The sequence below is a fragment of the Methylobacterium sp. HJ2 genome (genome assembly GCF_056431005.1).
The window spans coordinates 126,655-147,921 of the sequence record NZ_JBWJYM010000011.1; the positions used below are offsets into that span (position 1 = coordinate 126,655).

Annotated in this window: 22 protein-coding genes; 21 read left to right on the forward strand and 1 reads right to left on the reverse strand. The window is 71.4% G+C overall.

Features of this window, described 5'->3' with window-relative positions; all coding sequences use genetic code 11:
* Positions 1-162 precede the first annotated feature (162 nt).
* From ACS5RC_RS23055 to ACS5RC_RS23125, 15 genes are all read left to right on the forward strand, one after another.
* Complete coding sequence (locus tag ACS5RC_RS23055; RefSeq protein ID WP_478346260.1) at positions 163-1,425, forward strand: PQQ-dependent sugar dehydrogenase; 1,263 nt, start codon at positions 163-165, stop codon at positions 1,423-1,425.
* Positions 1,426-1,553: 128 nt separating this feature from the next.
* On the forward strand, positions 1,554-2,051 hold the full coding sequence (locus ACS5RC_RS23060; protein ID WP_478346261.1) for a c-type cytochrome: 498 nt from the start codon (positions 1,554-1,556) through the stop codon (positions 2,049-2,051).
* 277 nt (positions 2,052-2,328) lie between these two features.
* The gene (locus ACS5RC_RS23065) at positions 2,329-3,102 is read left to right on the forward strand and encodes a Crp/Fnr family transcriptional regulator (protein WP_478346262.1); all 774 of its coding nucleotides are present in this window, start codon (positions 2,329-2,331) and stop codon (positions 3,100-3,102) included.
* A complete protein-coding gene (locus ACS5RC_RS23070; protein WP_478346263.1) occupies positions 3,099-3,344 on the forward strand; it encodes a hypothetical protein in 246 nt (81 codons plus the stop codon). Before ACS5RC_RS23065 ends, ACS5RC_RS23070 begins: the two co-directional genes overlap by 4 nt.
* A 466-nt stretch (positions 3,345-3,810) precedes the next feature.
* Positions 3,811-4,581 (forward strand): ABC transporter ATP-binding protein, encoded by a 771-nt coding sequence (locus tag ACS5RC_RS23075; RefSeq protein WP_478346264.1) that lies wholly within the window; start codon positions 3,811-3,813, stop codon positions 4,579-4,581.
* Positions 4,574-5,557, forward strand: a complete 984-nt coding sequence (locus ACS5RC_RS23080) for an ABC transporter permease (RefSeq protein ID WP_478346265.1) — start codon at positions 4,574-4,576, stop codon at positions 5,555-5,557. The genes ACS5RC_RS23075 and ACS5RC_RS23080 overlap by 8 nt, the downstream gene beginning before the upstream one ends.
* A 142-nt stretch (positions 5,558-5,699) precedes the next feature.
* The gene (locus ACS5RC_RS23085) at positions 5,700-6,707 is read left to right on the forward strand and encodes an ABC transporter substrate-binding protein (RefSeq protein ID WP_478346266.1); all 1,008 of its coding nucleotides are present in this window, start codon (positions 5,700-5,702) and stop codon (positions 6,705-6,707) included.
* Position 6,708: 1 nt separating this feature from the next.
* Positions 6,709-7,458: a succinate dehydrogenase/fumarate reductase iron-sulfur subunit gene (locus ACS5RC_RS23090; RefSeq protein ID WP_478346267.1), complete on the forward strand. Its 750-nt coding sequence runs from the start codon at positions 6,709-6,711 to the stop codon at positions 7,456-7,458.
* Positions 7,455-7,784 (forward strand): succinate dehydrogenase, encoded by a 330-nt coding sequence (locus ACS5RC_RS23095; RefSeq protein ID WP_478346268.1) that lies wholly within the window; start codon positions 7,455-7,457, stop codon positions 7,782-7,784. The genes ACS5RC_RS23090 and ACS5RC_RS23095 overlap by 4 nt, the downstream gene beginning before the upstream one ends.
* Positions 7,781-8,134, forward strand: a complete 354-nt coding sequence (locus ACS5RC_RS23100; protein WP_478346269.1) for a succinate dehydrogenase, cytochrome b556 subunit — start codon at positions 7,781-7,783, stop codon at positions 8,132-8,134. Before ACS5RC_RS23095 ends, ACS5RC_RS23100 begins: the two co-directional genes overlap by 4 nt.
* 32 nt (positions 8,135-8,166) lie before the next feature.
* On the forward strand, positions 8,167-9,039 hold the full coding sequence (locus ACS5RC_RS23105) for a fumarate hydratase (protein ID WP_478346270.1): 873 nt from the start codon (positions 8,167-8,169) through the stop codon (positions 9,037-9,039).
* 10 nt (positions 9,040-9,049) lie between these two features.
* Positions 9,050-9,661, forward strand: a complete 612-nt coding sequence (locus ACS5RC_RS23110) for a fumarate hydratase C-terminal domain-containing protein (RefSeq protein ID WP_478346271.1) — start codon at positions 9,050-9,052, stop codon at positions 9,659-9,661.
* Positions 9,658-11,415, forward strand: a complete 1,758-nt coding sequence (locus tag ACS5RC_RS23115; RefSeq protein WP_478346272.1) for an L-aspartate oxidase — start codon at positions 9,658-9,660, stop codon at positions 11,413-11,415. The genes ACS5RC_RS23110 and ACS5RC_RS23115 overlap by 4 nt, the downstream gene beginning before the upstream one ends.
* Positions 11,416-11,442: 27 nt before the next feature.
* Positions 11,443-13,083: a thiamine pyrophosphate-binding protein gene (locus ACS5RC_RS23120; protein WP_478346273.1), complete on the forward strand. Its 1,641-nt coding sequence runs from the start codon at positions 11,443-11,445 to the stop codon at positions 13,081-13,083.
* An 81-nt stretch (positions 13,084-13,164) separates the two neighbouring features.
* A complete protein-coding gene (locus tag ACS5RC_RS23125; RefSeq protein ID WP_478346274.1) occupies positions 13,165-14,169 on the forward strand; it encodes an ABC transporter substrate-binding protein in 1,005 nt (334 codons plus the stop codon).
* 56 nt (positions 14,170-14,225) lie between these two features.
* Here ACS5RC_RS23125 and ACS5RC_RS23130 read toward each other — a convergent pair whose 3' ends face one another.
* Positions 14,226-14,969 carry a sulfite exporter TauE/SafE family protein gene (locus tag ACS5RC_RS23130; protein ID WP_478346275.1) on the reverse strand — a complete coding sequence of 248 codons (744 nt, stop codon included), beginning with the start codon at positions 14,967-14,969 and terminating at the stop codon, positions 14,226-14,228.
* Positions 14,970-15,251: 282 nt separating this feature from the next.
* Here ACS5RC_RS23130 and ACS5RC_RS23135 point away from each other — a divergent pair, with 282 nt between their 5' ends.
* From ACS5RC_RS23135 to ACS5RC_RS23160, 6 genes are all read left to right on the forward strand, one after another.
* Positions 15,252-15,569, forward strand: coding sequence for a UxaA family hydrolase (locus ACS5RC_RS23135; RefSeq protein WP_478346276.1), 318 nt, complete (start codon positions 15,252-15,254; stop codon positions 15,567-15,569).
* Positions 15,570-15,576: 7 nt separating this feature from the next.
* Positions 15,577-16,857, forward strand: coding sequence for a UxaA family hydrolase (locus tag ACS5RC_RS23140; RefSeq protein ID WP_478346277.1), 1,281 nt, complete (start codon positions 15,577-15,579; stop codon positions 16,855-16,857).
* Between the two features lie 138 nt (positions 16,858-16,995).
* On the forward strand, positions 16,996-18,369 hold the full coding sequence (locus ACS5RC_RS23145; protein WP_478346278.1) for a cation:dicarboxylate symporter family transporter: 1,374 nt from the start codon (positions 16,996-16,998) through the stop codon (positions 18,367-18,369).
* Between the two features lie 59 nt (positions 18,370-18,428).
* Complete coding sequence (locus ACS5RC_RS23150; RefSeq protein ID WP_478346279.1) at positions 18,429-19,370, forward strand: hydroxyacid dehydrogenase; 942 nt, start codon at positions 18,429-18,431, stop codon at positions 19,368-19,370.
* Positions 19,371-19,376: 6 nt separating this feature from the next.
* Positions 19,377-20,366 (forward strand): Ldh family oxidoreductase, encoded by a 990-nt coding sequence (locus ACS5RC_RS23155; protein WP_478346280.1) that lies wholly within the window; start codon positions 19,377-19,379, stop codon positions 20,364-20,366.
* Positions 20,367-20,512: 146 nt separating this feature from the next.
* Positions 20,513-21,265 carry a GntR family transcriptional regulator gene (locus ACS5RC_RS23160; RefSeq protein ID WP_478346281.1) on the forward strand — a complete coding sequence of 251 codons (753 nt, stop codon included), beginning with the start codon at positions 20,513-20,515 and terminating at the stop codon, positions 21,263-21,265.
* The last annotated feature ends 2 nt before the right edge of the window (positions 21,266-21,267 follow it).

A 21,267-nucleotide genomic window follows, 5' to 3' on the forward strand; every position in this document is an offset into this window, starting at 1 on the left:
GCGTCGACGTGCGCGCGCCGGACTCCCGGCCCGGCCTTTACGCCGGCGCCGATCTGTCGCCGGGCGACCGCTTTACACGCGCCCGCGCGCCCTATTCATTCACTGAATAACGCATGCAAAGCGCCCCGGACGATCGATCCGGCCGCATCGGGAGAGACATCCATGACGCCAGCCCTGTCCCGCGGTCTCGCCACGGCGGTCGCCTGTCTCGGCCTCGCGGCACCCGGCCTGTCGCCGGCCCGGGCGCAGGAGACCCAGGCCACCGCAGCGCCCCCGGCCAACGTCCAGATCGATCGCGGCTCGGCCCTCTACGGGCGCCCGGAGGGCGGCGCGGCGGCCAAGCTCGCCCCCGTGGCCGGCCCGCCGCTGCCGACGCCCGTGGCGAAGCTGCCCCTCGACAAGCTCACCGTGCCGGACGGCTTCAAGGTCGAGGTCTACGCGAGCGGCCTCGCCAATGCCCGCTCGATGACGCAGGCGCCGGACGGCACCCTCTTCGTCGGCACCCGCACCGTCGGCCGGGTCTACGCGGTGCTGCCCGAGGCCGACGCACAGGGCAAGCGCGTGGTGAAGACCCTCGCCTCGGGGCTGCACCGCCCGAACGGCGTCGCGTTCCACGACGGTGCGCTCTACGTGGCCGAGCTGTCGAAGATCTGGCGCTACGACGACATCCTCCGGCACCTCGACGATCCGGGCAAGGCCGCCCTCGTCTACGACGACCTGCCGAAGGACGAGGCGCATGGCTGGAAGTTCATCGCCATCGGGCCCGACGACAAGCTCTACGTGCCGATCGGAGCCCCCGGCAACATCGTGATGCCGCCCGAGACCCACGCGCAGATCCGCCGGATGGACCTCGACGGCAAGAACGTCGAGGTGATCGCCCGCGGCGTGCGCAACACGGTGGGGTTCGACTGGAACCCCGCCACCAAGCAGCTCTGGTTCACCGATAACGGCCGCGACTGGGTGTCCGAGGACATTCCGAACGACGAGCTGAACGTGATCTCCGAGCCGGGCAAGCAGCATTTCGGCTACCCGTTCTGCCACCAGGGCACCTTCACCGACCCGGAATACGGCTGGGGCCATTCCTGCGCGGAATTCACCGCGCCGGTCGCGCTGCTCGGCGCGCACACCGCCTCGCTCGGGATGCGCTTCTACACCGGCGCGCAGTTCCCGGCGGCCTACAAGGACGCGGTCTTCATCGCCCAGCACGGCTCGTGGAACCGCACGACCAAGCTCGGCGGCGCCGTGATGGTGGCGCGGCCCGGCCCCGACGGCAAGGTCGGCGCGCTCGAGCCGTTCCTGACGGGCTTCATCCAGAACAACGCCTATCTGGGCCGTCCGGTGGACGTGCTGGTGGCCAAGGACGGCGCGCTCCTCGTGTCGGACGACTACAACGGCGCGATCTACCGGGTGAGTTACGCCAAGTGAGCGCGCTCTACCGAGGGATGGCGCGGCTTCGCCTGCGAGCGGGGGCTTTCCGCCGGGGGGCCCGAAGGGGCGGGGCCGCCCTCGCGGCGGGCGCGCTCGTCTGGGCCGCCGCGGCCGCGGCCGCTCCGATGCAGGACAAGATCGCGCCCTGCCTCGGCTGCCACGGGGAGAGCGGGCGTTCCGAGACGGAGGGCGTGCCCTCCCTCGGCGGCCAGAAGGCGGATTACATCGTCACGCAGCTCTTCCAGTTCCGCGAGAACCAGCGGCAGGCTCCGCCGATGAACGCGATGGCCGCCGGCCTGTCCGACGACGACCTGCGCAGCTACGCCGACGCCCTCGCGGCTCTGCCCGCGCCCGCCGCCGCGCAGCCGCCCGACCCGGCGCTGGCGGCCCGCGCGCAAGGCCTCGTCGCCAAGCACCAATGCGCCTCCTGCCACGGCCCGGACCTGGCGGGCCAGGACGCCATCCCGCGCATCCGCGGCCAGCGCGAGGATTATCTCGCGGCGGCGCTGACCGGCTACAAGTCGAACACGCGTCCGGGCTACGACCCGGCCATGAACGAGGTCGCCCAGGATCTCAAGGACGACGAGATCCGCGACCTCGCCGCCTACGTCTCGCGGCTCTGAGGAGCCGCGGCGACGGAGGAGCGGCCCGTGCGGCGCCGCTTCCCGCCTCCTGAACCGGTCGCCGCCACCCCGGACCGACATCCTGCGTCGGGGTTTCTCGCTGCCGCCACGCCGATCGAGATCGTGCGTCGAGAAGCCGGGGGCTGCCTCATGGGCAGGCCGCCTGTGCGGGCGCAACTCCGTACGCCATCCCACGCAGACGCCGCCGACCGTGGGCAAGCGGCGCGGATGCATTAGATCCCGCCCCATCGAGGCACACAATCGTAGGTAGAGAGGCATGCAGGACGACGCTCAGCTCGAGAGGGCCGGTGCCACATCGCGGCCGGAGCCCGGATCCAATCCGCTGATCCGCAAGCTGGAGAGCCTGGCGCCCCTGTCGGATGCGGACAGGACCATCTTGGAGCAGGTCTGTGCGAGCAGCCGGTCCGTTGCGGCCGGCACGGACCTGATCCGCGAGGGCGATGCCCCCGCGGGGGTCTTCCTCATCCTGGACGGCATGGCCTGCCGCTACAAGTTCACGGCGGAGGGCGCGCGCCAGATCATGGCCTTCCTGATCGCAGGCGATTTCTGCGACCTCGACGTCGCCCTGCTGAAGGCCATGGATCATTCGATCCGCACGATGTCCGAGTGCCGGGTCGTGCAGATCCCGCTGGACACCGTCGTAGACCTGCTGCGTCACCATCCGGCGATCGCCCACGCCCTGCGGCTGGCCACGCTCGTGGACGAGGCGACGCTGCGGGAGTGGCTGCTGAATATCGGGCGCCGCTCCGCCGAGGAACGCGTCGCGCATCTCCTGTGCGAGCTCCTCCTGCGGCTCCAGGCCGTCGGGCACGCCGATGCCGACAGCTACGCCTTCCCGCTGAGCCCGGAGGAGCTGGCCGACACGACCGGCATCTCGAGCGTCCACGTGAACCGGTCCCTGCGCGGCCTTCGGGACCGGGGCCTGATCACGCTCGTCGGCACCCGGCTCAGGATCCTCGATCTCGCGCAGTTGCAGGCGCTCGCGGGGTTCAAGCCGAACTATCTGCACCTCGTCGGGAGGGCGGCATGAGCCTGCGCTTCCAGCCGGTGCAGGTTGCGACCGGCAGCGACGATCAGGAGAGCCAGCTGGTCTTCGCGGACGGCTACCTCGTGGCCGTGCTCGTGCGCCTGTCGAAGATCCACGATGGGGATGTCGGCAAATGGTTCCTGGAGGCGGGTTTCGGTCCGGTCGACGATCCCCAGGCCCCCGTCTTCGACGATCTCGCGGCAGCCCAGGCCTGGATCGCGCGGCGCCTGTCCGCGGTGCCGTAGGCGGGACCGGCGGCCGGAGGATCCGCCCGTCCCTGTCCCATCCGGCGCTCGGCTGGCGGCATCGGGGGATCGGCTCGAGAGGGCGACCGGCCTCGCCCTCGACGAGATCGGCGGGTCCCAAATGACTAGGCATTAAAACCTGTCATATAAAAGACAGAGAAACCTTTACGCCGCCTGGGGCCCTTGATAAGCTCGGCCCGGGCGGCGACGGGCCCTTCCCCGATCCGGCTCGCGATGGCGCGCACGCCAAGCGTCGTCGCGGATGGCCGGTCCGGGGATCCTTCCCGAACGGCCGATGGCGGCTTCCGGCGCCGCCGAAGCGCCGGTAAGAATTCGGGGACGGGACATCCCGCCGCGACGCGGACCGAACGCCACGGTCCGCGCGGGCTCCAGAGACCGGAATGCACGGCCGGAGCCCGGAACGAGACAAGATCGCGGCCCGAGCCGCGACGCGTGGGAGGAGCCGATGGAACGAGAGAGGCCGCTGCTGGAGGTCGATGGTGTCACGCTCCAGTACAAGACGCCGCACCATCTGATCACGGCGACCTACCGGGTCAGCTTCGACGTGCTGCTGGGCGACCGGTTCGTCCTGCTCGGGCCCTCCGGCTGCGGGAAGTCGACCCTGCTGAAAGCCGTCGGCGGCTACATGCCGCCGACCGAGGGCGAGATCCGCCTCAAGGGCCGCGTCGTCAAGGATCCGGGCCCGGACCGGATGATGGTGTTCCAGGAATTCGATCAGCTCCTGCCCTGGAAGACCGTCCGGCAGAACGTCGTCTTCGCCCTCGAGGCCTCGAAGCGGCTCACCGGCCGCGCCGCCGAGGAGCGGGCGATGCACTACATCGACAAGGTCAATCTCACGGCCTTCGCCGACAGCTTCCCGCACATGCTGTCGGGCGGCATGAAGCAACGCGTGGCCATCGCGCGCGGCATGGCGATGGAGCCGGACATCCTGCTGATGGACGAGCCCTTCGCGGCCCTCGACGCGCTGACGCGGCGCCGCATGCAGGACGAACTGCTCGCTCTCTGGGACGAGACCCGCTTCACCGTGCTCTTCGTCACCCACTCGATCCCGGAGGCGATCAAGATCGGCTCGCGGATCCTGCTGCTCTCGCCCCATCCCGGCGAGGTCAAGGCCGAGCTGAACAGCTCCGGCACGGGCCCGGAGCAGCACCAGCTCGAGCAGCGCATCCAGCAGATGCTGTTCTCGGAAGAGATCAAGGAGGCGGAGAATGTCTAGGGCTCTCCTTGCCGAAGCGGATGGAGGCCCGACCCAGCGCGGCGCAATTCAGCAGGGTACGGCAGCCGTGCCGGGCGACGGGACGGCAGGGCATCCCGCGGCGGGCGCGCCCGCGTTCGCGGCGAACAGGCCGGAGATCGTCCGGGACCGGGACAAGGCCCGCGGCGGCACCGTCGTGGAGAAGCCGCTCTCGACGGTCGAGCTGCTCTACAACCAGTCCTGGCTGCGCAAGATCCTGATCCTGGCCGTGCTGGCCGCGATCTGGGAGATCTACGGCCGCTACCTCGACAACGACCTCCTGTTCCCGACCTTCACCGCCACGATCGCCGCCTTCGGGCGCGGGGTCGCCGACGGAACCCTGCCCCTGCGGGCCTGGGGCTCGGTGAAGGTGCTGCTCGTCGGCTACGGGCTCGGCATCGCCCTGGCGACGCTGCTCACGGGCATCGCCATCGCCTCGCGGATCGGCACCGACTTCCTCGAGACCATGACCTCGATGCTGAACCCGCTGCCGGCCATCGCCCTCTTGCCCCTCGCCCTGATCTGGTTCGGCCTCGGCAACGGCAGCCTGATCTTCGTGCTGGTGCATTCGGTGACCTGGGCCATCGCGCTCAACACCCATTCGGGCTTCCTCTCGGTGAGCCGCACCCTGAAGATGGTCGGGCGCAACTACGGGCTGGGCGGCGCGCGCCTGATCCGCCAGATCCTGATCCCGGCGGCCTTCCCGAGCATTCTCACCGGCCTCAAGGTCGGCTGGGCCTTCGCGTGGCGCACCCTGATCGCGGCCGAGCTCGTCTTCGGCGTGAGTTCGGGCTCCGGCGGCCTCGGATGGTTCATCTTCGAGAACAAGAACATGCTCGACATCCCGAACGTGTTCGCGGGCCTCCTCACGGTGATCCTGATCGGCCTCGTGGTCGAGAACCTGATCTTCCAGACCATCGAGCGCCGCACCGTCCGACGCTGGGGCATGCAGACCTGACCGGACCGGCGCCGGCCCTCGAGCCGGCGCCGGTCCGCCGCCGAGTCATGTATATGACATAGAACCGTTGACAGGGGCGGCACCGGGTCTATCCTCGGCGCCCAAGTCGAACGCCACAATCGACGCTACGGGTGAGGAACGCATGTCGGCACGGAGCATCATCCGGGGGCTCGGCGCGGCCGCGATGCTGTGGTCGGCCGCGACCGCCGCCCAGGCCGAGGTCGCGACCGTCCGCCTCGCCAAGCAGTTCGGCATCTCCTACCTGCCGCTCACGCTGATGGAGGAGGAGAAATTCCTCGAGACGCGCGCCAAGGAGCAGGGCCTCGACGTCGCCACGGAATGGCTGCGCTTCACCGGCGGCTCGGGCATGAACGACGCCCTGCTCTCGGGGAACCTCGACTTCGCGGCCGGCGGCGTCGGCCCGATGCTGACGATCTGGAGTCGGACCACCGGCAACCTCAAGATCAAGGGCGTGGCCGCCCTCAACGCGATGCCGCTCTGGCTGGTGACGGTCAATCCGGCGGTCACCTCGATCAAGGATTTCGGGCCGAGCGACAAGATCGCCCTGCCGACGGTGAAGACCTCGATCCAGGCGCTCACTCTCCAGATGGCGGCCGAGCGCGTCTTCGGCCCCGGCCAGCAGGGCAAGCTCGACTCGCAGACCGTCTCGATGGGCCACCCCGACGCGCAGACCGCGCTGCTCGGCGGGCGCTCCGAGATCACCGCCCATTTCGGCTCCTCGCCGTTCCAGGAGATGGAGCTGAAGGATCCCCGTGCCCGCAAGGTGCTGGACAGCTACGACGTCATGGGCGGGCCCCACACCTTCAACCTGGTCTGGGCCTCGACCCGCTTCGTCACCCAGAACCCGAAGGTCACCGCGGCCTTCCTGGCGGCCCTCGAGGACAGCCTGAAGCTGATCCGCGACGACCCGGCCCGCGCCGCCGCGCTCTGGATCAAGGCCGAGAACGCCAAGCTCAGCCAGGCCGAGGCCGAGGCGATCATCCGCTCGCCCCAGAACGAGTGGACGACGCGGCCCAAGCGCATGATCGCCTATCTCGAATACATGAACCGCGTCGGGCTGGTCTCGACCAAGGCGAGTTCCGAGAGCGAGCTGTTCTTCCCCTCGGCCGCCGTCACGGCGGAGCGCTGAGATGGCGGCCGTGCCTCAGCGGGCGCCGTCCGGGGCGGGTCCGATGCTGTCGGTCCGCGTCCGGCGCGACGCGGGCTTCCAGAGCTACGCCGTGCCGCGCCGGGCCAGCCAGACGGTGCTCGACGTGGTGAGCGAGATCCAGCGGGAGCAGGATCCGACGCTGGCCTACCGCTTCGCCTGTCGCGTCGGCATGTGCGGCTCCTGCGGGATGACGGTGAACGGGCGCCCGCGCTGGACCTGCCGGACCCGCGTCGCCGCGGTCGAGGAGAACGGCACGCTCACCCTCGAGCCCCTGCGCAACCTGCCGGTGGTCAAGGACCTGGCGGTCGACATGGAGCCGTTCTTCGAGAAATGGCGCCGGGCTCACGGGTATTTCGAGCCCGGCGAGAACCCGCCCGACGACTTCGTGCCCGTGCTGCCGGATTCCGCCGAGCGCCGCGAGGTCGATGCCGGGATCGAGTGCATCAATTGCGGGATCTGCTACGCCGCCTGCGACGTGGTCTCGTGGAATCCCGACTATCTCGGGCCCGCCGCCCTCAACCGGGCCTGGACGCTCGTCAACGACGCGCGCGACCGCGGGCAGGAGGCCCGCCTCGCGGCGGTCGCCGGGGATGCCGGCTGCCATTCCTGCCACAGCCACATGAGCTGCACCGAGCATTGCCCGAAGGCGCTGGCGCCGACCTTCGCCATCGCCGGCCTCAAGCGCGAGACCGGCCGGGCCGCGCTGCGCCGCTTCCGGAGGCCGCGATGAGCCCGTTGCTCTATCTGGCCCAGCGCGGGACCGCGGCGATCCTGGCGCTCACCGTCGCGGTCCATCTCGCCACCATCGTGTACGCCGTGCGCGGCGGCCTCAGCGCCGGGGAGATCCTGGCGCGGACCCAGGGCAACGCCGCCTTCCTCGCCTTCTACGGCGTCTTCGTGCTCGCCGCCGCGATCCACGCGCCGATCGGGCTGCGCAGCGTCCTGCGCGAATGGATGGGCTGGCGCGGGCGCTCCCTCGACGGGGCGATGATCGCCCTCTCGGCGCTGATCGCCGTGCTCGGCCTCAGGGCGGCCCTCGCCGTGTACCTCGCATGATCGCCGCCCGGATCGCCCGGACCCGGCGCCGGCCGGGCTTCGCCGCGGCGCTGATCCACCGCCTGTCGGGCGTCGCCCTCGCGCTGTTCCTGCCGATGCACTTCATCGCGCTGGGCACCGCGCTCCAGGGCGCCGACCGGCTCGAAAGCTTCCTCGGGCTGACCCACAACCTCGCGGTACGCGTGGCCGAGTGGGGCCTCGTCTGCGCCCTCTCCGTCCATATGGCGCTGGGCCTGCGCATCCTGGCGATCGAGTGGCTCTCCTACCGGGAGCGCACTGCCCTCGTCGTCTCGGGCTGCGTCGCGACCTCCTTCGCGGTGGGCCTGCTGTTCCTTCTGAGCGCGGCCTGATCCGCCGCGCGGCACCCCGGGGAGAGTCCCGCATGGACCTCGATCTGACCGAATTCGAAGAGGTCTGCCGCGACCTCTACGTCCGCGCCCTCAAGATCCTGCCGCCCGACATCAAGGCCGGGTTCGAGGACCTGCGCCGGGGCGAGACCAGCGCCACCGGGCGGGCGATCCTCGACACCATGGTGGAGAACGTCGCGGTCGCCGAGCGCACGCGGAACATCCTCTGCCAGGATACCGGCATCCCGATCTACAACGTCACGATCGGGCGCGGCGTGCGCTTCGACGGCGCCGAGCTCAAGGCCGCGATCCGGCGGGGCTGCGAGCGGGCGACGCGGGAATACTCCCTGCGCTCCTCGGTGGTCCACCCGATCACCCGGCAGAACGAGCAGACCTCCTGCGGCATCCGCGTGCCGATCATCCACGTCGACTTCGACGCGCGGGAGGAAACCGTCGCGGTCGAGATGATCCCGAAGGGCTCGGGTTCGGAGAACGGCTCCTTCCTGCAGATGCTGCTGCCCTCCGACGGGATCGGCGCGGTCAAGCGCTTCGTCATCGACCGGGTGATCGAGCTCGGCGGCCGGGTCTGCCCGCCCACCATCGTGGGCGTCGGGATCGGCGGCACCTCCGATCTCTGCATGCATCTGGCCAAGATCGCGGCGACGCGCCCGCTGCGCACCCCCTGCCCGGACGCCGAGGGCGCGCGGATCGAGGCGGAGCTGTCCCGCGCGGTCAACGAGCTCGGCATCGGCCCGCAGGGGCTCGGCGGGCGCTCCACGAGCTTCGCCGTCCATGTCGAGGTGGCGGCGACCCACATCACCCAGAACCCCGTCGCCGTGAACATCCAGTGCCACTCGGCCCGCCGCGCCCGCGCGACGATCACGCCGGGCGGGATCGCCTTCGCCTGAGGGGCCGCCGATGACCCACCACGTCCTCGACATGCCGGTGGACGCCGAGCGCGTGCGCACCCTGCGCATCGGCGACACCGTGACCCTGCGCCGGACCCTGTTCGGCATCCGCGACGCGACGCTGATCCACATGTTCGACCGCGACCGGCGCACCCGCCTCGACCTCGCGGGCCACGCGGTGATCCACACCGCGCCCAACGTCCACCGGGTCGCCCCCTCCCCCGAGGCGCCGGTCGGCTACGCGCCGTTCTGCATCGGCACCACCACCTCGATGCGGATGGAGCGCTTCACCGACGTCCTGATGCGGCGCGAGGGCGTCCGTCTCATCGTCGGCAAGGGCGGCATGGGTCCGCAGACCCTCGCGGCCTTCGCCGAGCAGGGTGGCGCCTACCTCGCCATCGTGGGGGGCGCGGCGGCCCTGGAGACCACCTGGATCGAGCGGATCGAGGACGTCGATCTCGACGACCTCCACCCCGAGAGCCTGTGGAAATTCGCGATCCGGGATTTCGGACCGCTCCTCGTCGGCATGGACGCGCATGGCGGCTCGCTCTTCGCCGACGTGCAGCGCGACGTCGCGAGCCGGCGCGACGCGGTGATCGCGAGCCTGGAGGCCGCCCGATGATCCCGCGCCCGAGCGAGGCCGAGACCGACATCCTGATCCTCGGCTCCGGGGGCGCCGGCCTGTTCGCGGCGCTGCACGCCAAGAAGGCGGCGCCCGACCTCACGGTCACGGTCGCCGTGAAGGGCCTGCTCGGCAAGTGCGGCTGCACCCGCATGGTCCAGGGCGGCTACAACGTCGCGCTGGCGCCGGGCGATTCCGTCGAGCGCCACTTCATGGACACGATCGAGGGCGGCAAGTGGCTGAACGACCAAGCGCTCGCCTGGGCGCTCGTCACCGGGGCGCAGGTGCGGATCCGCGAGCTTGAGACGGAGCTCGGCTGCTTCTTCGACCGCAACCCGGACGGGAGCGTCCACCAGAAGGCCTTCGCCGGGCAGAGCTTCGACCGCACCGTGCACAAGGGCGATCTCACCGGCATCGAGATCATCAACCGCCTGTCCGAGCAGGTCTGGCGCCGGGACGTGCGCCGGCTCGAGGACCACCGCGCCCTGGAGCTGATCCCCGCCGCCGACGGCTCGGGGCTCGCGGGCGTGCTGATGCTCGACATGCGCACCGGCCTGCCGGTCCTCGTCCGCGCCAAGGCGGTGCTGCTCGCCACCGGCGGCGGCCCGACCATGTACAAGTACCACACCCCCTCGGGCGACAAATCCTGCGACGGGCTCGCCATGGCGCTGCGCGCCGGGCTGCCGCTGCGCGACATGGAAATGGTGCAGTTCCACCCCACCGGCCTGCTGGCGGGCGCCGGCACGCGGATGACCGGCACGGTGCTGGAGGAGGGCCTGCGCGGCGCGGGCGGCTGGCTCCTCGACGCCACGGGCGAGCGCTTCATGCAGGCCTACGATCCGCGCGGCGAGCGGGCGACCCGCGACGTGGTCAGCCGCTCGATCATGCGGCGCATCCGCGAAGGCCACGCCACTCCGAACGGGGGCGTCCACATCCAGATGAGCCATCTCGGGCCCGAGACGGTGCGCACATCCTTCAAGGGCATGGTCGAGCGCTGCGCCGATTGCGGCTTCGACCTCGCGGGCGGTCGCGTCGAGGTGATCCCGACCGCCCATTACATGATGGGCGGCATCAGTTTCGGCCTCGATTGCGGCACCGAGCTGCCCCGCCTCTACGCCGCGGGCGAGGATACCGGCGGCGTCCACGGCGCCAACCGCCTCGGCGGCAACGGCGTGGCGAATTCCACGGTGTTCGGTGGGCTCGCCGGCACCGCGATGGCCCGCGCCGTCCTGCGGGAGGGACGCCTCAGCGATCCGGATCCGCGCGCGGTCGAGGCCGGGCTCGCCCGCGCCTTCGCGCCGCTCGGTCGGCCCGCCGGGGACCTCCCGGCGATCCGCGAGGCGCTCTACGAGACGATGTGGGACGATGCCGGCATCCTGCGCGACGCCGCCGGCCTGGAGCGCGCGATGGCGGCCCTCGACGGGCTCGCCGGCGCCGTGGCGCGGGCCGGCGCCCCGGCGGGCGACCATCGCTACGACCTGACCTGGATGGACCGTCTCAACCTCGAGAACCTCGTTCTGGTCTCGCGGGCGATCTGCCGGTCGGCGCTGGCGCGCACCGACAGCCGCGGCGCCCATTTCCGCGAGGACCATCCCGAGACCTCCGACCTCGCCACCTCGCACTACACGGTGGTGCGCCAGGTGGAGGCCGCGGGCGCGGGGAACCAGGCGGGCGAGGATCTCGGCGTCGCCCTGCAGCCCGTCCGCTTCACCCATGTGCGGCCGGGCCTCTCCCTCCTCGACGCGGCGGCCTGAGCCGCCCACACGCAACCGGGAGCACCCATGGACAGCCTGGCGACGGAGACCCTGCGGGGCGCCGACATCGTCGCGCGGACGCTGGAGGCGCTGGGCGTCACCCGGATCTTCACGCTGTCCGGCAACCACATCATGCCGGTCTTCGATGCCCTGCTGGAGACCGGGATCGCGGTGGTGCATGTCCGCCAGGAGGCGGCCTGCGTGCACATGGCCGATGCCTGGGGCCGCCTCACCGGGGAGCCCGGCGTCGCCCTGGTGACGGGGGGCCAGGGCCAGAGCAACGGCGCGGCGGCTCTGTTCACGGCGCTCGCCGCCGAGTCGCCCGTCCTGCTCCTGTCCGGCCATGCCGGCCTGTCCGAGCTCGGGCGCGGCGCCTTCCAGGAACTGGCGCAGGCGGAGATCGCCCGCCCCATGACCAAGGCGTCCTGGACCGCGGCCTCGGTCGCGACCCTCGGCTGCGACATCGCCGAGGCCCTGCGCCTCACCCGCGCGGGCCGGCCCGGCCCGGTCCATCTCGGCCTGCCGGTCGATCTCCTGGAGCAGCGGGTTCCGGCCGCCGCGATCCGCCTGCCGGGCCCGGACGCCGCGCAGATCCGCCCCCGCGCGCCGGAGCCTGCCCTCGTCGCGGACACGCTGCGGGCGCTGGGCGAGGCCGAGCGCCCGCTTGTCCTGTGCGGGCCGGCGCTCTGCGACGCGACCGGCCGCGCCGCGATGGCGAATCTCGCGGAATGCCTCGGCATCCCGGTGATCGGCATGGAGAGCCCGCGCGGGATCAACGATCCGAGCCTCGGCGCCTTCGCGCAGGTGCTGGCCCGGGCCGACCTCATCGTGCTGGCCGGCAAGCCCCTCGATTTCACCCTGAAGTTCGGGGACGCGCCGGCGGTCGCGGCCGGGTGCCGTTTCGTGGCGATCGATCCCGACCCGGCCCTGGTCGCCCGGGTGCCGGCGGAGCGCCTGCGCGCCTCGGGCCTCGCCGACCCGCGCCCCGTCCTGGCGGCGCTGGAAGCGTCCTGCCCGGGCCGCCACCCGGGCGCCGCCTGGCAGGCCCAAGTGCGGGACGCGCTGGCCTACCGCCCGCCGGCCTGGGCCGGGTTGCGGGGCGCGGCCGGCCGCCTCCATCCGGTGGAGCTCTGCCGCGCGGTCGACGGATTCCTCGAACGCCACCCGGAGGCGACCCTGGTCTGCGACGGCGGCGAGATCGGGCAGTGGCCGCAGGCGCTGGTCCGCGCCGGCCGGCGCCTGGTGAACGGCGTCTCGGGCACGATCGGCGCGTCGATCCCCTTCGCCATCGCGGGCCGGGCCCGGAACCCGGACGCGCCCGTCGTCGCCGTGCTGGGGGACGGCACCTTCGGCTTCCACATGGCGGAGTTCGACACGGCCGTCCGCTATCGCCTGCCCTTCATCGCGGTGGTCGGAAACGACGCCCGCTGGAACGCCGAGCACCAGATCCAGCTGCGCAGCTACGGCCCCGAGCGGACGCGCCACTGCGACCTGCTGCCGAGCCGCTACGACCGGGTCGCCGAGGCGCTGGGCGGCTTCGGGGCGCTCGTCACCGAGGCGGCCGACCTGCCGGGGGCGATCGAGGCCGCCCATGCCAGCGGGAAGCCGGCCTGCCTCAACGTGATGATCGAGAGCGTGCCCGCGCCGATGATCCGGATGCCGGGGTAGCGCCGGGCGAGAGACGCCGAACGACAGACGCCGAGCAAACGACGCACGGGCCCGTCCGGGGCCGCTTCCAGGGAGGTGGGCATGCTGAGACGGGACGTTCTGGCCGGGGCCGCCTGCACGCTGCTGCCGGGGATCGGCGCCGCGCGGGCGGAGACCGGCACGGTGAGCGTCGCCCGCCAGCCGAGCCTCGGCCACCTGCCGCTGATGATCATGGAGGAGCGCGGCCTCTTGCAGAAGGCCGCCGCCGCGCGCGGTCTCCCCGGCCTGGAGGCCCGCTACCTGACTCTCGCGGGCGGGGCGGCCATGAACGATGCGCTCCTCTCCGGGCAGATCCAGTTCGCCGCGGGCGGCGTGCCGCCCCTGGTGCTGCTCTGGTCGAAGACGGACGGGACGAGCCTCGCCGTCCGGGGCGTGGCGGCCATGAACGCGATGCCGCTCCTGATGAACACCAGCAACCCGCGCATCCGCACGCTCGCGGACTTCACCGACCGGGACAAGATCGCCCTGCCGGCCGTGAAGGTCTCGGTGCAGGCGATGTTCCTGCAGATGGCGGCGGAGAAGGAACTCGGGGAGGACCGTCGCAACGCCCTCGACCGCCTCACGGTGACGCTCTCCCACCCGGACGGGATGGCGGCCCTGCTGGGCGGCAGCGAGATCACGGCGCATTTCACGGCCGCGCCGATCCAGGAGCTGGAATTGCGCCGGCCCGGGATCCGCACGGTGCTCAACACCTACGACGTCCTGGGCGAGCCCTCGACCTTCAACGTGGTCTGGGCTTCGGCCGCCTTCGTCGACGGCAATCCGGGCGTCTACGGCGCCTTCACGGCGGCCCTCGACGAGGCGGTGGGCCTCATCAACGGCGACCCGAAGGCGGCGGCGGAATCCTATACCCGGCTTGCCCGCGACGCGAGCGACGTCGGCCTGATCCGCGAGATCCTGAGCAGCCCGCAGGTCGCCTTCTCCACGACGCCGCGGGCGATCGGCCGGTACGCGCAGTTCATGGCCCGCACGAAGACGATCCGCCGCGAGCCCGGGAGCTGGAAGGACCTGTTCTTCGCCAATGTCCACGACAAGGCGGGCAGCTAAAGGACCGCCGTCCGCCACGGGGGATGCGGGTTCGGCGCGAACGGGCGCGGGACGCCTCAGCGCAGAAGGCCGGGCAGCGCCAGCGCGGTGGTGGTGAGCCCGATGATGGCGAGCAGCGCCAGGACGAGGCTGCGGAAGCGGCGCTGATCGATCCGGGTGAACAGCGAGATCCCGATGAGCACGCTCACCAGCACCACCGGCAGGGCGAGCGCGAGGTCCTGCAACAGGTCGGCCGGGAACGGGTCGACGACCATCAGGATCGCCAGCGCCCAGACCTGCATCACCAGGGTGAAGGACTGGTAGACGGCCCGCTGCGTCCGCGGCTCCCAGCCCCGGACGAGGCTCCAGGCGGTGGGGAGCGCTCCCGACAGGCCGGCGATCCCGCCGAGCACCCCGCCCAGGAAGCCGATCGCCCCGTCGCTCCAGACATTGCCGAAGCCGATCCGGAAATCCGGCCGCAGGCAGGCGACGACGAGGCTGTAGAGGATCAGGAAGGCCCCGATGGCGACCTTGACCACCTGCGGGTCGAGATCGTGCAGGAGGTAGATCCCGATCGGCGCCCCGAACAGGCCCGGCAGGATCATCGCGAAGGCGGTCCCGCGCGGCGGCCAGGCCCGGAGCCGCAGGATCGAGATCACCTGCGAGAGCGTGCTGCAGACGAGGACCAGGGCCGTCGCCTCCACCGGGGAGCGGATCGACAGCAGCGTCCCGGAGGCGACGAGGGCGAAGGCGAAACCGGTGAGGCCGGAGACCAGACCCGCGCAGGCGATGCACAGGACGAGGAGCAGCGTCTCGTTCACCCGCCGGCACTCCCCGGCGCGACCCCTGCGGCTCCTGTCCTCACGACGCTCTCCCCCGGTTTCCCGGGCTCTCGCGACCCGGCGTGACAAGCCATTCCGATAGTCTTATATAAGAGCTCGGCGACGATGCAATCGCCGTCGCGCCGCGTCAGAGCCCGGCGCTGCGCGAGCGTAGGAGCCCGTCCGAATTTTCCGGCCCGGGCGCGTTGACAAGGCTTATATTTTACATCTTATATAAGACTAGTCGCCACAGAACGACGACCGACAGCAGGAGGACCGTTCATGAGCAGCCACGCCGCGCCCGGCGAGGGGCGCCGCAACCCGCACCTTCTCGCCCACAGCCCGCAGGACAACGTCGCGGTCGCGGTGATCGAGGGCCTCTCCGCCGACACCGCCGCCTTCGGCGTGGTCACCGAGGACAACTCGACCTTCGAGGTGCATGTGCGCCACGACATCCCGATCGGCCACAAGGTGGCCCTCACCGACCTGAAGGCCGGCGACACGGCCATCAAGTACGGCCAGGACATCGGCAAGGTGATCAAGGACGTCGCCAAGGGCGAGCACGTCCACGTCCACAACGTCAAGACGAAGCGCTGGTGAGGTGACGATGTTCAAGGATTCCGCTCCGCTCAAGCACGAGATCGCCACGCCCTTCGTCGGCGGCGCTCCCGACCAGCTCGCCACCAAGGCGCTGCCCACCGCGCGCGCCTCCCAGAATTACGCGTTGGCGACCTTCATGGGCTGGCGCCGCGAGAACGGCCGCGTCGGCGTGCGCAACCACGTCGTGCTGCTGCCCCTCGACGACCTCTCGAACGCCGCCTGCGAGGCGGTGGCCAACAACGTGAAGGGCACGATGGCGCTGCCCCACGCCTACGGCCGCCTCCAGTTCGGCGAGGATCTCGAGCTGCATTTCCGCACCCTCATCGGCATCGGCTCGAACCCGAACGTCGCCGCCGTGGTGGTGATCGGCATCGAGGACCAGTGGACGAACCGGGTGGTCGAAGGCATCGCCCGGACCGGCAAGCCGGTGATCGGCTTCGGCATCGAGGGCCACGGCGACATCGCCACGGTCGCCAAGGCCAGCTACCAGGCCAAGCGCTTCGTGCAATGGGCGACCGAGCTTCAGCGCGAGGAATGCCCGATCACCGACCTCTGGGTCTCGACGAAGTGCGGCGAGTCCGACACCACCACGGGCCTCGCCTCCTGCCCGACGGTCGGCAACATGTACGACAAGCTGATCCCGCACGGGATCTACGGCGTGTTCGGCGAGACCTCCGAGATCACCGGTGCCGAGCACCTCTGCCGCGAGCGGGCCGCCACGCCCGAAATCGCCGACAAGTGGTTCACCATGTGGAAGGCCTACCAGGACGACGTGATCGAGGCCCACAAGACCGACGATCTCTCGGATTCGCAGCCGACCAAGGGGAACATCGCGGGCGGCCTCACCACGATCGAGGAGAAGGCGCTGGGCAACCTCGAGAAGATCGGCCACGAGTGCCGGTTCATCGACGCGCTGCAGCCGGCGGAGGCCCCGGCCAAGGGCCCCGGCCTCTACTTCATGGACACCTCCTCGGCCGCGGCCGAGTGCGTGACCCTGATGGCGGCGGCGGGCTACGTGGTGCACACCTTCCCCACCGGCCAGGGCAACGTGATCGGCAACCCCGTGGTCCCGGTGATCAAGATCACCGGCAACCCGCGCACGGTGCGCACCATGGGCGAGCACATCGACGTGGACGTCTCGGGCGTGCTCTCGCGCGAGATGACGATCCCGCAGGCGGGCGACGCGCTGATCGACATGGTGGTGCGCACCGCCAACGGCCGGCTCACGGCGGCCGAGTCCCTCGGGCACCGCGAGTTCGTGATGACGAAGCTCTACCGCAGCGCCTGAGCGGAAGCGCTCGCGCGACCGCGGATCCCGAGACGGGTCCGCGGTCGCCGCCCCGACGCCACGGGGCGGGACGAGGCGGAGCGCGACCGGGCATCAAGCGCGGCGCCTCCCGCCAGGACACCGGTTCGGAGGAACGCCATGAGGCTGCTGCGGTCGATCTACGGCCAGGTTCTGCTCGGCATCGCGCTCGGCATCGTCGTCGGGGTGCTCGCCCCGAACTTCGCCGTCGGGTGCAAGGTGCTCGGCGACATGTTCATCAACCTGATCAAGATGATCGTCGCCCCGGTGATCTTCTGCACCGTGGTCGTCGGCATCGCCCATGTCGGCGACATGAAGAGCGTCGGCCGGATGGGCCTGAAGACCATCGTGTATTTCGAGCTCGCCACCACGGTCGCGCTCGGGGCCGGGCTGCTGTTCGTCAACCTGCTGCGGCCGGGCGACGGCATCAACGCCAGCGTCGAGAGCCTCGACGCCAAGCTCGTCGCGGGTATCGCCGGCAAGGCACACGCCCAGTCGCCGATGGAGATCATCGCCAACATCATCCCGCACAGCGCCGTCGACGCCTTCGCCAAGGGCGACCTGATCCAGGTGATGTTCTTCTCGGTGCTCGTCGGGATGGGCCTCGCCACGCTCGGCAAGAAGGGCGAGTTCCCGCTCCGGGTCGTCCACGCCTTCGGCGACGTGCTGATGAAGGTCGTCGGCCTGATCATGCATTTCGCGCCGGTCGGCGCCTTCGGGGCGATGGCCTTCACCATCGGCAAGTTCGGGCTCGGCATCCTCGCCCAGTACGGGCTGCTGATCCTCTCGCTCTACCTGACCTTCTTCCTGTTCATCGCGGTCTTCCTCGGCGGCGTGATGCGCTTCTACGTCGGCCTCAGCCTGTGGAAGCTGTTCCGCTACACGCGCGAGGAGATGTTCATCCTGCTCGGCACCACCAGCACGGAATCGGTGCTGCCGCGGCTGATGGCCAAGCTCGGCGGGCTCGGCATCGACCGCGCCGTCACGGGCCTCGTGATGCCCGCGGGCCTGTCCTTCAACATGGACGGGTCGTGCATCTACCTGACCATGGCGATCGGCTTCATCGCGCAGGCGCTCAACATCCCGCTCACCTGGGAACAGGAACTCGGCATCCTGGCGATCGCGCTCGTCACCTCGAAGGGCGTGGCGGGGGTGGCGGGGGCCATCCTGTTCGTGCTGGCGGCGACGCTCCAGGCCTCGCAGCTCCTGCCGGTGGCCGGCATCGCCCTGATCATCGGGGTCGACCGGATCCTGAACGAGCTGCGCTGCATCACCAACGCCATCGGCAACATGGTGGCCACCCTGGTGATCGCCCGCTGGGAGGGCAAGATCGACCTCGCCCAGGCCCGCGCCGTCCTCGACGGTCGGATGGAGCCCGACCTCGACAGCCTCGACGAGCCGGACGAGGCGGCAGACGGCATCCCCGCCGCCCCAGCGCGGGGGCCGGCCACGCTCCTGCGCCGCCAAGCGCCGGGCGCCGTGCCGGCAACCTGAGGCGGTCCTACCCGGAACGACCCCTTCGCCGAACCGACACACGAGAGATCAGCCCAGAGATGCCAAAGGTCGTCATCAGCGAGTTCATGGACGAGGCCGCGATCGCGGCGGAACTCGGCGGCTTCGAGACCCTCTACGATCCGGGCCTCGTCGACCGGCCCGAGGCGCTCCTGGCCGCGCTCCGCGACGCGGACGCCCTGATCGTGCGCAACCGGACGCAGGTACGGGGCGGCCTGCTCGCCGCAGCCCCCGGCCTGAAGGTCGTCGGCCGCCTCGGCGTTGGCCTCGACAATATCGACGTGGCGGCCTGTCGCGACCGCGGGATCGCGGTCTACCCGGCCACCGGCGCCAATGACGGGGCGGTGGCCGAGTACGTGATCGGCACCGCGATGCTGCTGCTGCGGGGCGCCTACGGGGCGAGCGCGGCGGTCGCGGCCGGGACCTGGCCGCGCAACGCCCTGATGGGCCGCGAGATCGCCGGCAAGCGCCTCGGCCTCGTGGGCTTCGGCGCCATCGCCCGCGAGACCGCCCGGCGCGCGGGCGCGCTCGGGATGGAGCTTGCCGCCTACGACCCCTTCCTCGACGACAGCGATCCGGCCTGGAGCGCCGATTACGGTCCGATCGCGCGCTGCGACCTCGACGCGCTGATCGCCCGGAGCGACGTGCTCTCCCTGCACGTGCCCCTGACCGACGCGACGCGAGGGATGATCGGCGCGGACGCGCTGGCCCGGATGCCCAGGGGCGCGATCCTGATCAACGCGGCCCGGGGCGGGATCGTGGACGAGGCGGCAGTGGCGGCGGCGCTCCGCGACGGCCGTCTCGGCGGCGCGGCCCTCGACGTGTTCGAGACGGAACCCGTCGCTGCCGGGGCCGGTGCGGTCTTCGCCGACGTGCCAAATCTCATTCTGACCCCGCACATCGCGGGCGTGACCCAGGAATCCAACGTGCGCGTCTCGGGCGTCACCGCCCAGGCCGTGCGCCGCCACCTGACGGAGGCCTGATCCCCGATGGCGACACGCTCGCTCCCCGACGCTATCCGCCTCGCGTCCGACGCCCTCGTCCGCGCCGGCACCGCGCCCGGCGCCGCCGACAGCGTGGCCCGCGCCCTCGTCGGCGCCGAGGCCGACGGACTGAAGGGTCACGGCCTCTCCCGCGTCGCCCCCTACGCGGCCCAGGTGCGGGCCGGCAAGGTCGTGGGCGACGCCGTTCCGGTTCTAACCCGGCCGCGGCCGGGCCTGCTGGCGGTCGATGCCGCCCACGGCTTCGCCTACCCAGCGATCGACGCCGCGCTCGGCGAATTGCCCGGGATCGTCCGGGCGCAGGGCGTTGCCGCCGCGGGCATCCGGCGCTCGCACCATTGCGGCGCAGCCGGCCGGCCCGTGGAGGCTCTGGCCGAGCAGGGCCTCGTGGCGTTGCTCTTCGCCAACACGCCCGCCGCGATGGCGCCCTGGGGCGGCAGCCGGGCGGTGTTCGGCACCAACCCGCTGGCCTTCGCCTGCCCGCTGCCGGGCCGGGCGCCAATCGTGATCGACCTCGCCCTGTCGAAGGTCGCCCGCGCCAACATCGTCGGGGCCAAGCAGCGGGGCGAAGCGATCCCGGAGGGCTGGGCGCTCGACGCCTCCGGCGCGCCCACGACCGACGCGGCGGCGGCGCTCGCCGGCACGATGGTGCCGCTGGGCGACGCCAAGGGCACGGCCCTCGCCCTGATGGTGGAGCTGCTCGCCGCCGGGCTGACCGGGGCGCGCTTCGCCGCCGAGGCGAGTTCCTTCCTCGACGCGGCGGGCGATCCGCCGGGCACCGGCCAGATGATCCTCGCCCTCGACGCCGCCGCCTTCGACGCGGCGGCGCTCGAGCGCTGCGCCCTGCTCGCCAGGGCGATCGAGGCACAGGACGGCGCGCGGCTTCCCGGTGCGCGGCGGCTGGCGCTGCGGGAGCGGGCGGCCCGCGACGGGCTCGCCCTGCCCGACGCCCTCGTCGCCGAGATCGAGGCGCTCTGAGATGCACCCTGCCTCGCGAATCCGCTGTGCGCCGGCAAAACCCATGATTGCCCGCAGCCATGCGGCGCCGTAATCCGATGGAGGGAGCGTTGCTGGACACGGGCTTCGACGCGGCTCCCGCGGCCGGGAGGCAGCGTCTTCACGACATGGAACGCGCGAGCGCAGGGCACCGGGCCGGGGAGCGTGGCGACGGGGTCGGCTTCCGGCCGCTCTACCGGCAGGTCTACGACACGCTGCTGAAGCGTCTCGCCGACGCGGTCTGGCATCCCGGGCAGATCCTGCCCAGCGAGGGGCAGCTCGCGGCCGAGCTCGGCGTCAGCCAGGGCACCGTGCGCAAGGCCCTCGACGCGCTCACCGCCGACAGCCTGCTGGTGCGCCGCCAGGGCCGCGGCACCTTCGTGGCCGACCACGACGACAAGCAGAGCGTGTTCCGCTTCTTCAAGCTGCGGCCGGACGCCGAGGGCGCCGGCACGCCGCTGAGCCGCGTGCTCGCGATCAGCGAGGCGCCGGCCAGCGTCGACGAGCGCGACCGGCTCGACCTCGTGCGCGGCGCCCGGGTCGTGCGGATCGAGCGGATCCGCTCGGTCGACGCGCGGCCCGCCCTGATCGAGACGATCAGCGTGCCGGCCGGGCTGTTCCCGGGCATCGCCGAGATGGAATTGCCCAATACCCTCTACAGCCTCTACGCCGCCCGCTTCGGCATCACCATCGCCACCGCGCAGGAGCGCCTGAAGGCGGTGCTGCTGACCGCCCGCTCGGCCGGCCTGCTCGAAGTCGCGGCGGGGCTGCCGGCCCTGGAGATCGACCGGGTGGCGATCGACCTCGAGGAGCGCCCGGTGGAGTGGCGCCTCTCGACCTGCCTGACGCAGGACCTGCATTACCTCTCGGTCCTGCGCTGACC

Excerpts from the sequence above, each read along its gene's own strand:
- ACS5RC_RS23055 (WP_478346260.1), top strand. The coding sequence starts at position 163 with ATGACGCCAGCCCTGTCCCGCGGTCTCGCCACGGCGGTCGCCTGTCTC.
- ACS5RC_RS23060 (WP_478346261.1), top strand. The coding sequence starts at position 1,554 with ATGCAGGACAAGATCGCGCCCTGCCTCGGCTGCCACGGGGAGAGCGGG.
- ACS5RC_RS23065 (WP_478346262.1), top strand. The coding sequence starts at position 2,329 with ATGCAGGACGACGCTCAGCTCGAGAGGGCCGGTGCCACATCGCGGCCG.
- ACS5RC_RS23070 (WP_478346263.1), top strand. The coding sequence starts at position 3,099 with ATGAGCCTGCGCTTCCAGCCGGTGCAGGTTGCGACCGGCAGCGACGAT.
- ACS5RC_RS23075 (WP_478346264.1), top strand. The coding sequence starts at position 3,811 with ATGGAACGAGAGAGGCCGCTGCTGGAGGTCGATGGTGTCACGCTCCAG.
- ACS5RC_RS23080 (WP_478346265.1), top strand. The coding sequence starts at position 4,574 with ATGTCTAGGGCTCTCCTTGCCGAAGCGGATGGAGGCCCGACCCAGCGC.
- ACS5RC_RS23085 (WP_478346266.1), top strand. The coding sequence starts at position 5,700 with ATGTCGGCACGGAGCATCATCCGGGGGCTCGGCGCGGCCGCGATGCTG.
- ACS5RC_RS23090 (WP_478346267.1), top strand. The coding sequence starts at position 6,709 with ATGGCGGCCGTGCCTCAGCGGGCGCCGTCCGGGGCGGGTCCGATGCTG.
- ACS5RC_RS23095 (WP_478346268.1), top strand. The coding sequence starts at position 7,455 with ATGAGCCCGTTGCTCTATCTGGCCCAGCGCGGGACCGCGGCGATCCTG.
- ACS5RC_RS23100 (WP_478346269.1), top strand. The coding sequence starts at position 7,781 with ATGATCGCCGCCCGGATCGCCCGGACCCGGCGCCGGCCGGGCTTCGCC.
- ACS5RC_RS23105 (WP_478346270.1), top strand. The coding sequence starts at position 8,167 with ATGGACCTCGATCTGACCGAATTCGAAGAGGTCTGCCGCGACCTCTAC.
- ACS5RC_RS23110 (WP_478346271.1), top strand. The coding sequence starts at position 9,050 with ATGACCCACCACGTCCTCGACATGCCGGTGGACGCCGAGCGCGTGCGC.
- ACS5RC_RS23115 (WP_478346272.1), top strand. The coding sequence starts at position 9,658 with ATGATCCCGCGCCCGAGCGAGGCCGAGACCGACATCCTGATCCTCGGC.
- ACS5RC_RS23120 (WP_478346273.1), top strand. The coding sequence starts at position 11,443 with ATGGACAGCCTGGCGACGGAGACCCTGCGGGGCGCCGACATCGTCGCG.
- ACS5RC_RS23125 (WP_478346274.1), top strand. The coding sequence starts at position 13,165 with ATGCTGAGACGGGACGTTCTGGCCGGGGCCGCCTGCACGCTGCTGCCG.
- ACS5RC_RS23135 (WP_478346276.1), top strand. The coding sequence starts at position 15,252 with ATGAGCAGCCACGCCGCGCCCGGCGAGGGGCGCCGCAACCCGCACCTT.
- ACS5RC_RS23140 (WP_478346277.1), top strand. The coding sequence starts at position 15,577 with ATGTTCAAGGATTCCGCTCCGCTCAAGCACGAGATCGCCACGCCCTTC.
- ACS5RC_RS23145 (WP_478346278.1), top strand. The coding sequence starts at position 16,996 with ATGAGGCTGCTGCGGTCGATCTACGGCCAGGTTCTGCTCGGCATCGCG.
- ACS5RC_RS23150 (WP_478346279.1), top strand. The coding sequence starts at position 18,429 with ATGCCAAAGGTCGTCATCAGCGAGTTCATGGACGAGGCCGCGATCGCG.
- ACS5RC_RS23155 (WP_478346280.1), top strand. The coding sequence starts at position 19,377 with ATGGCGACACGCTCGCTCCCCGACGCTATCCGCCTCGCGTCCGACGCC.
- ACS5RC_RS23160 (WP_478346281.1), top strand. The coding sequence starts at position 20,513 with ATGGAACGCGCGAGCGCAGGGCACCGGGCCGGGGAGCGTGGCGACGGG.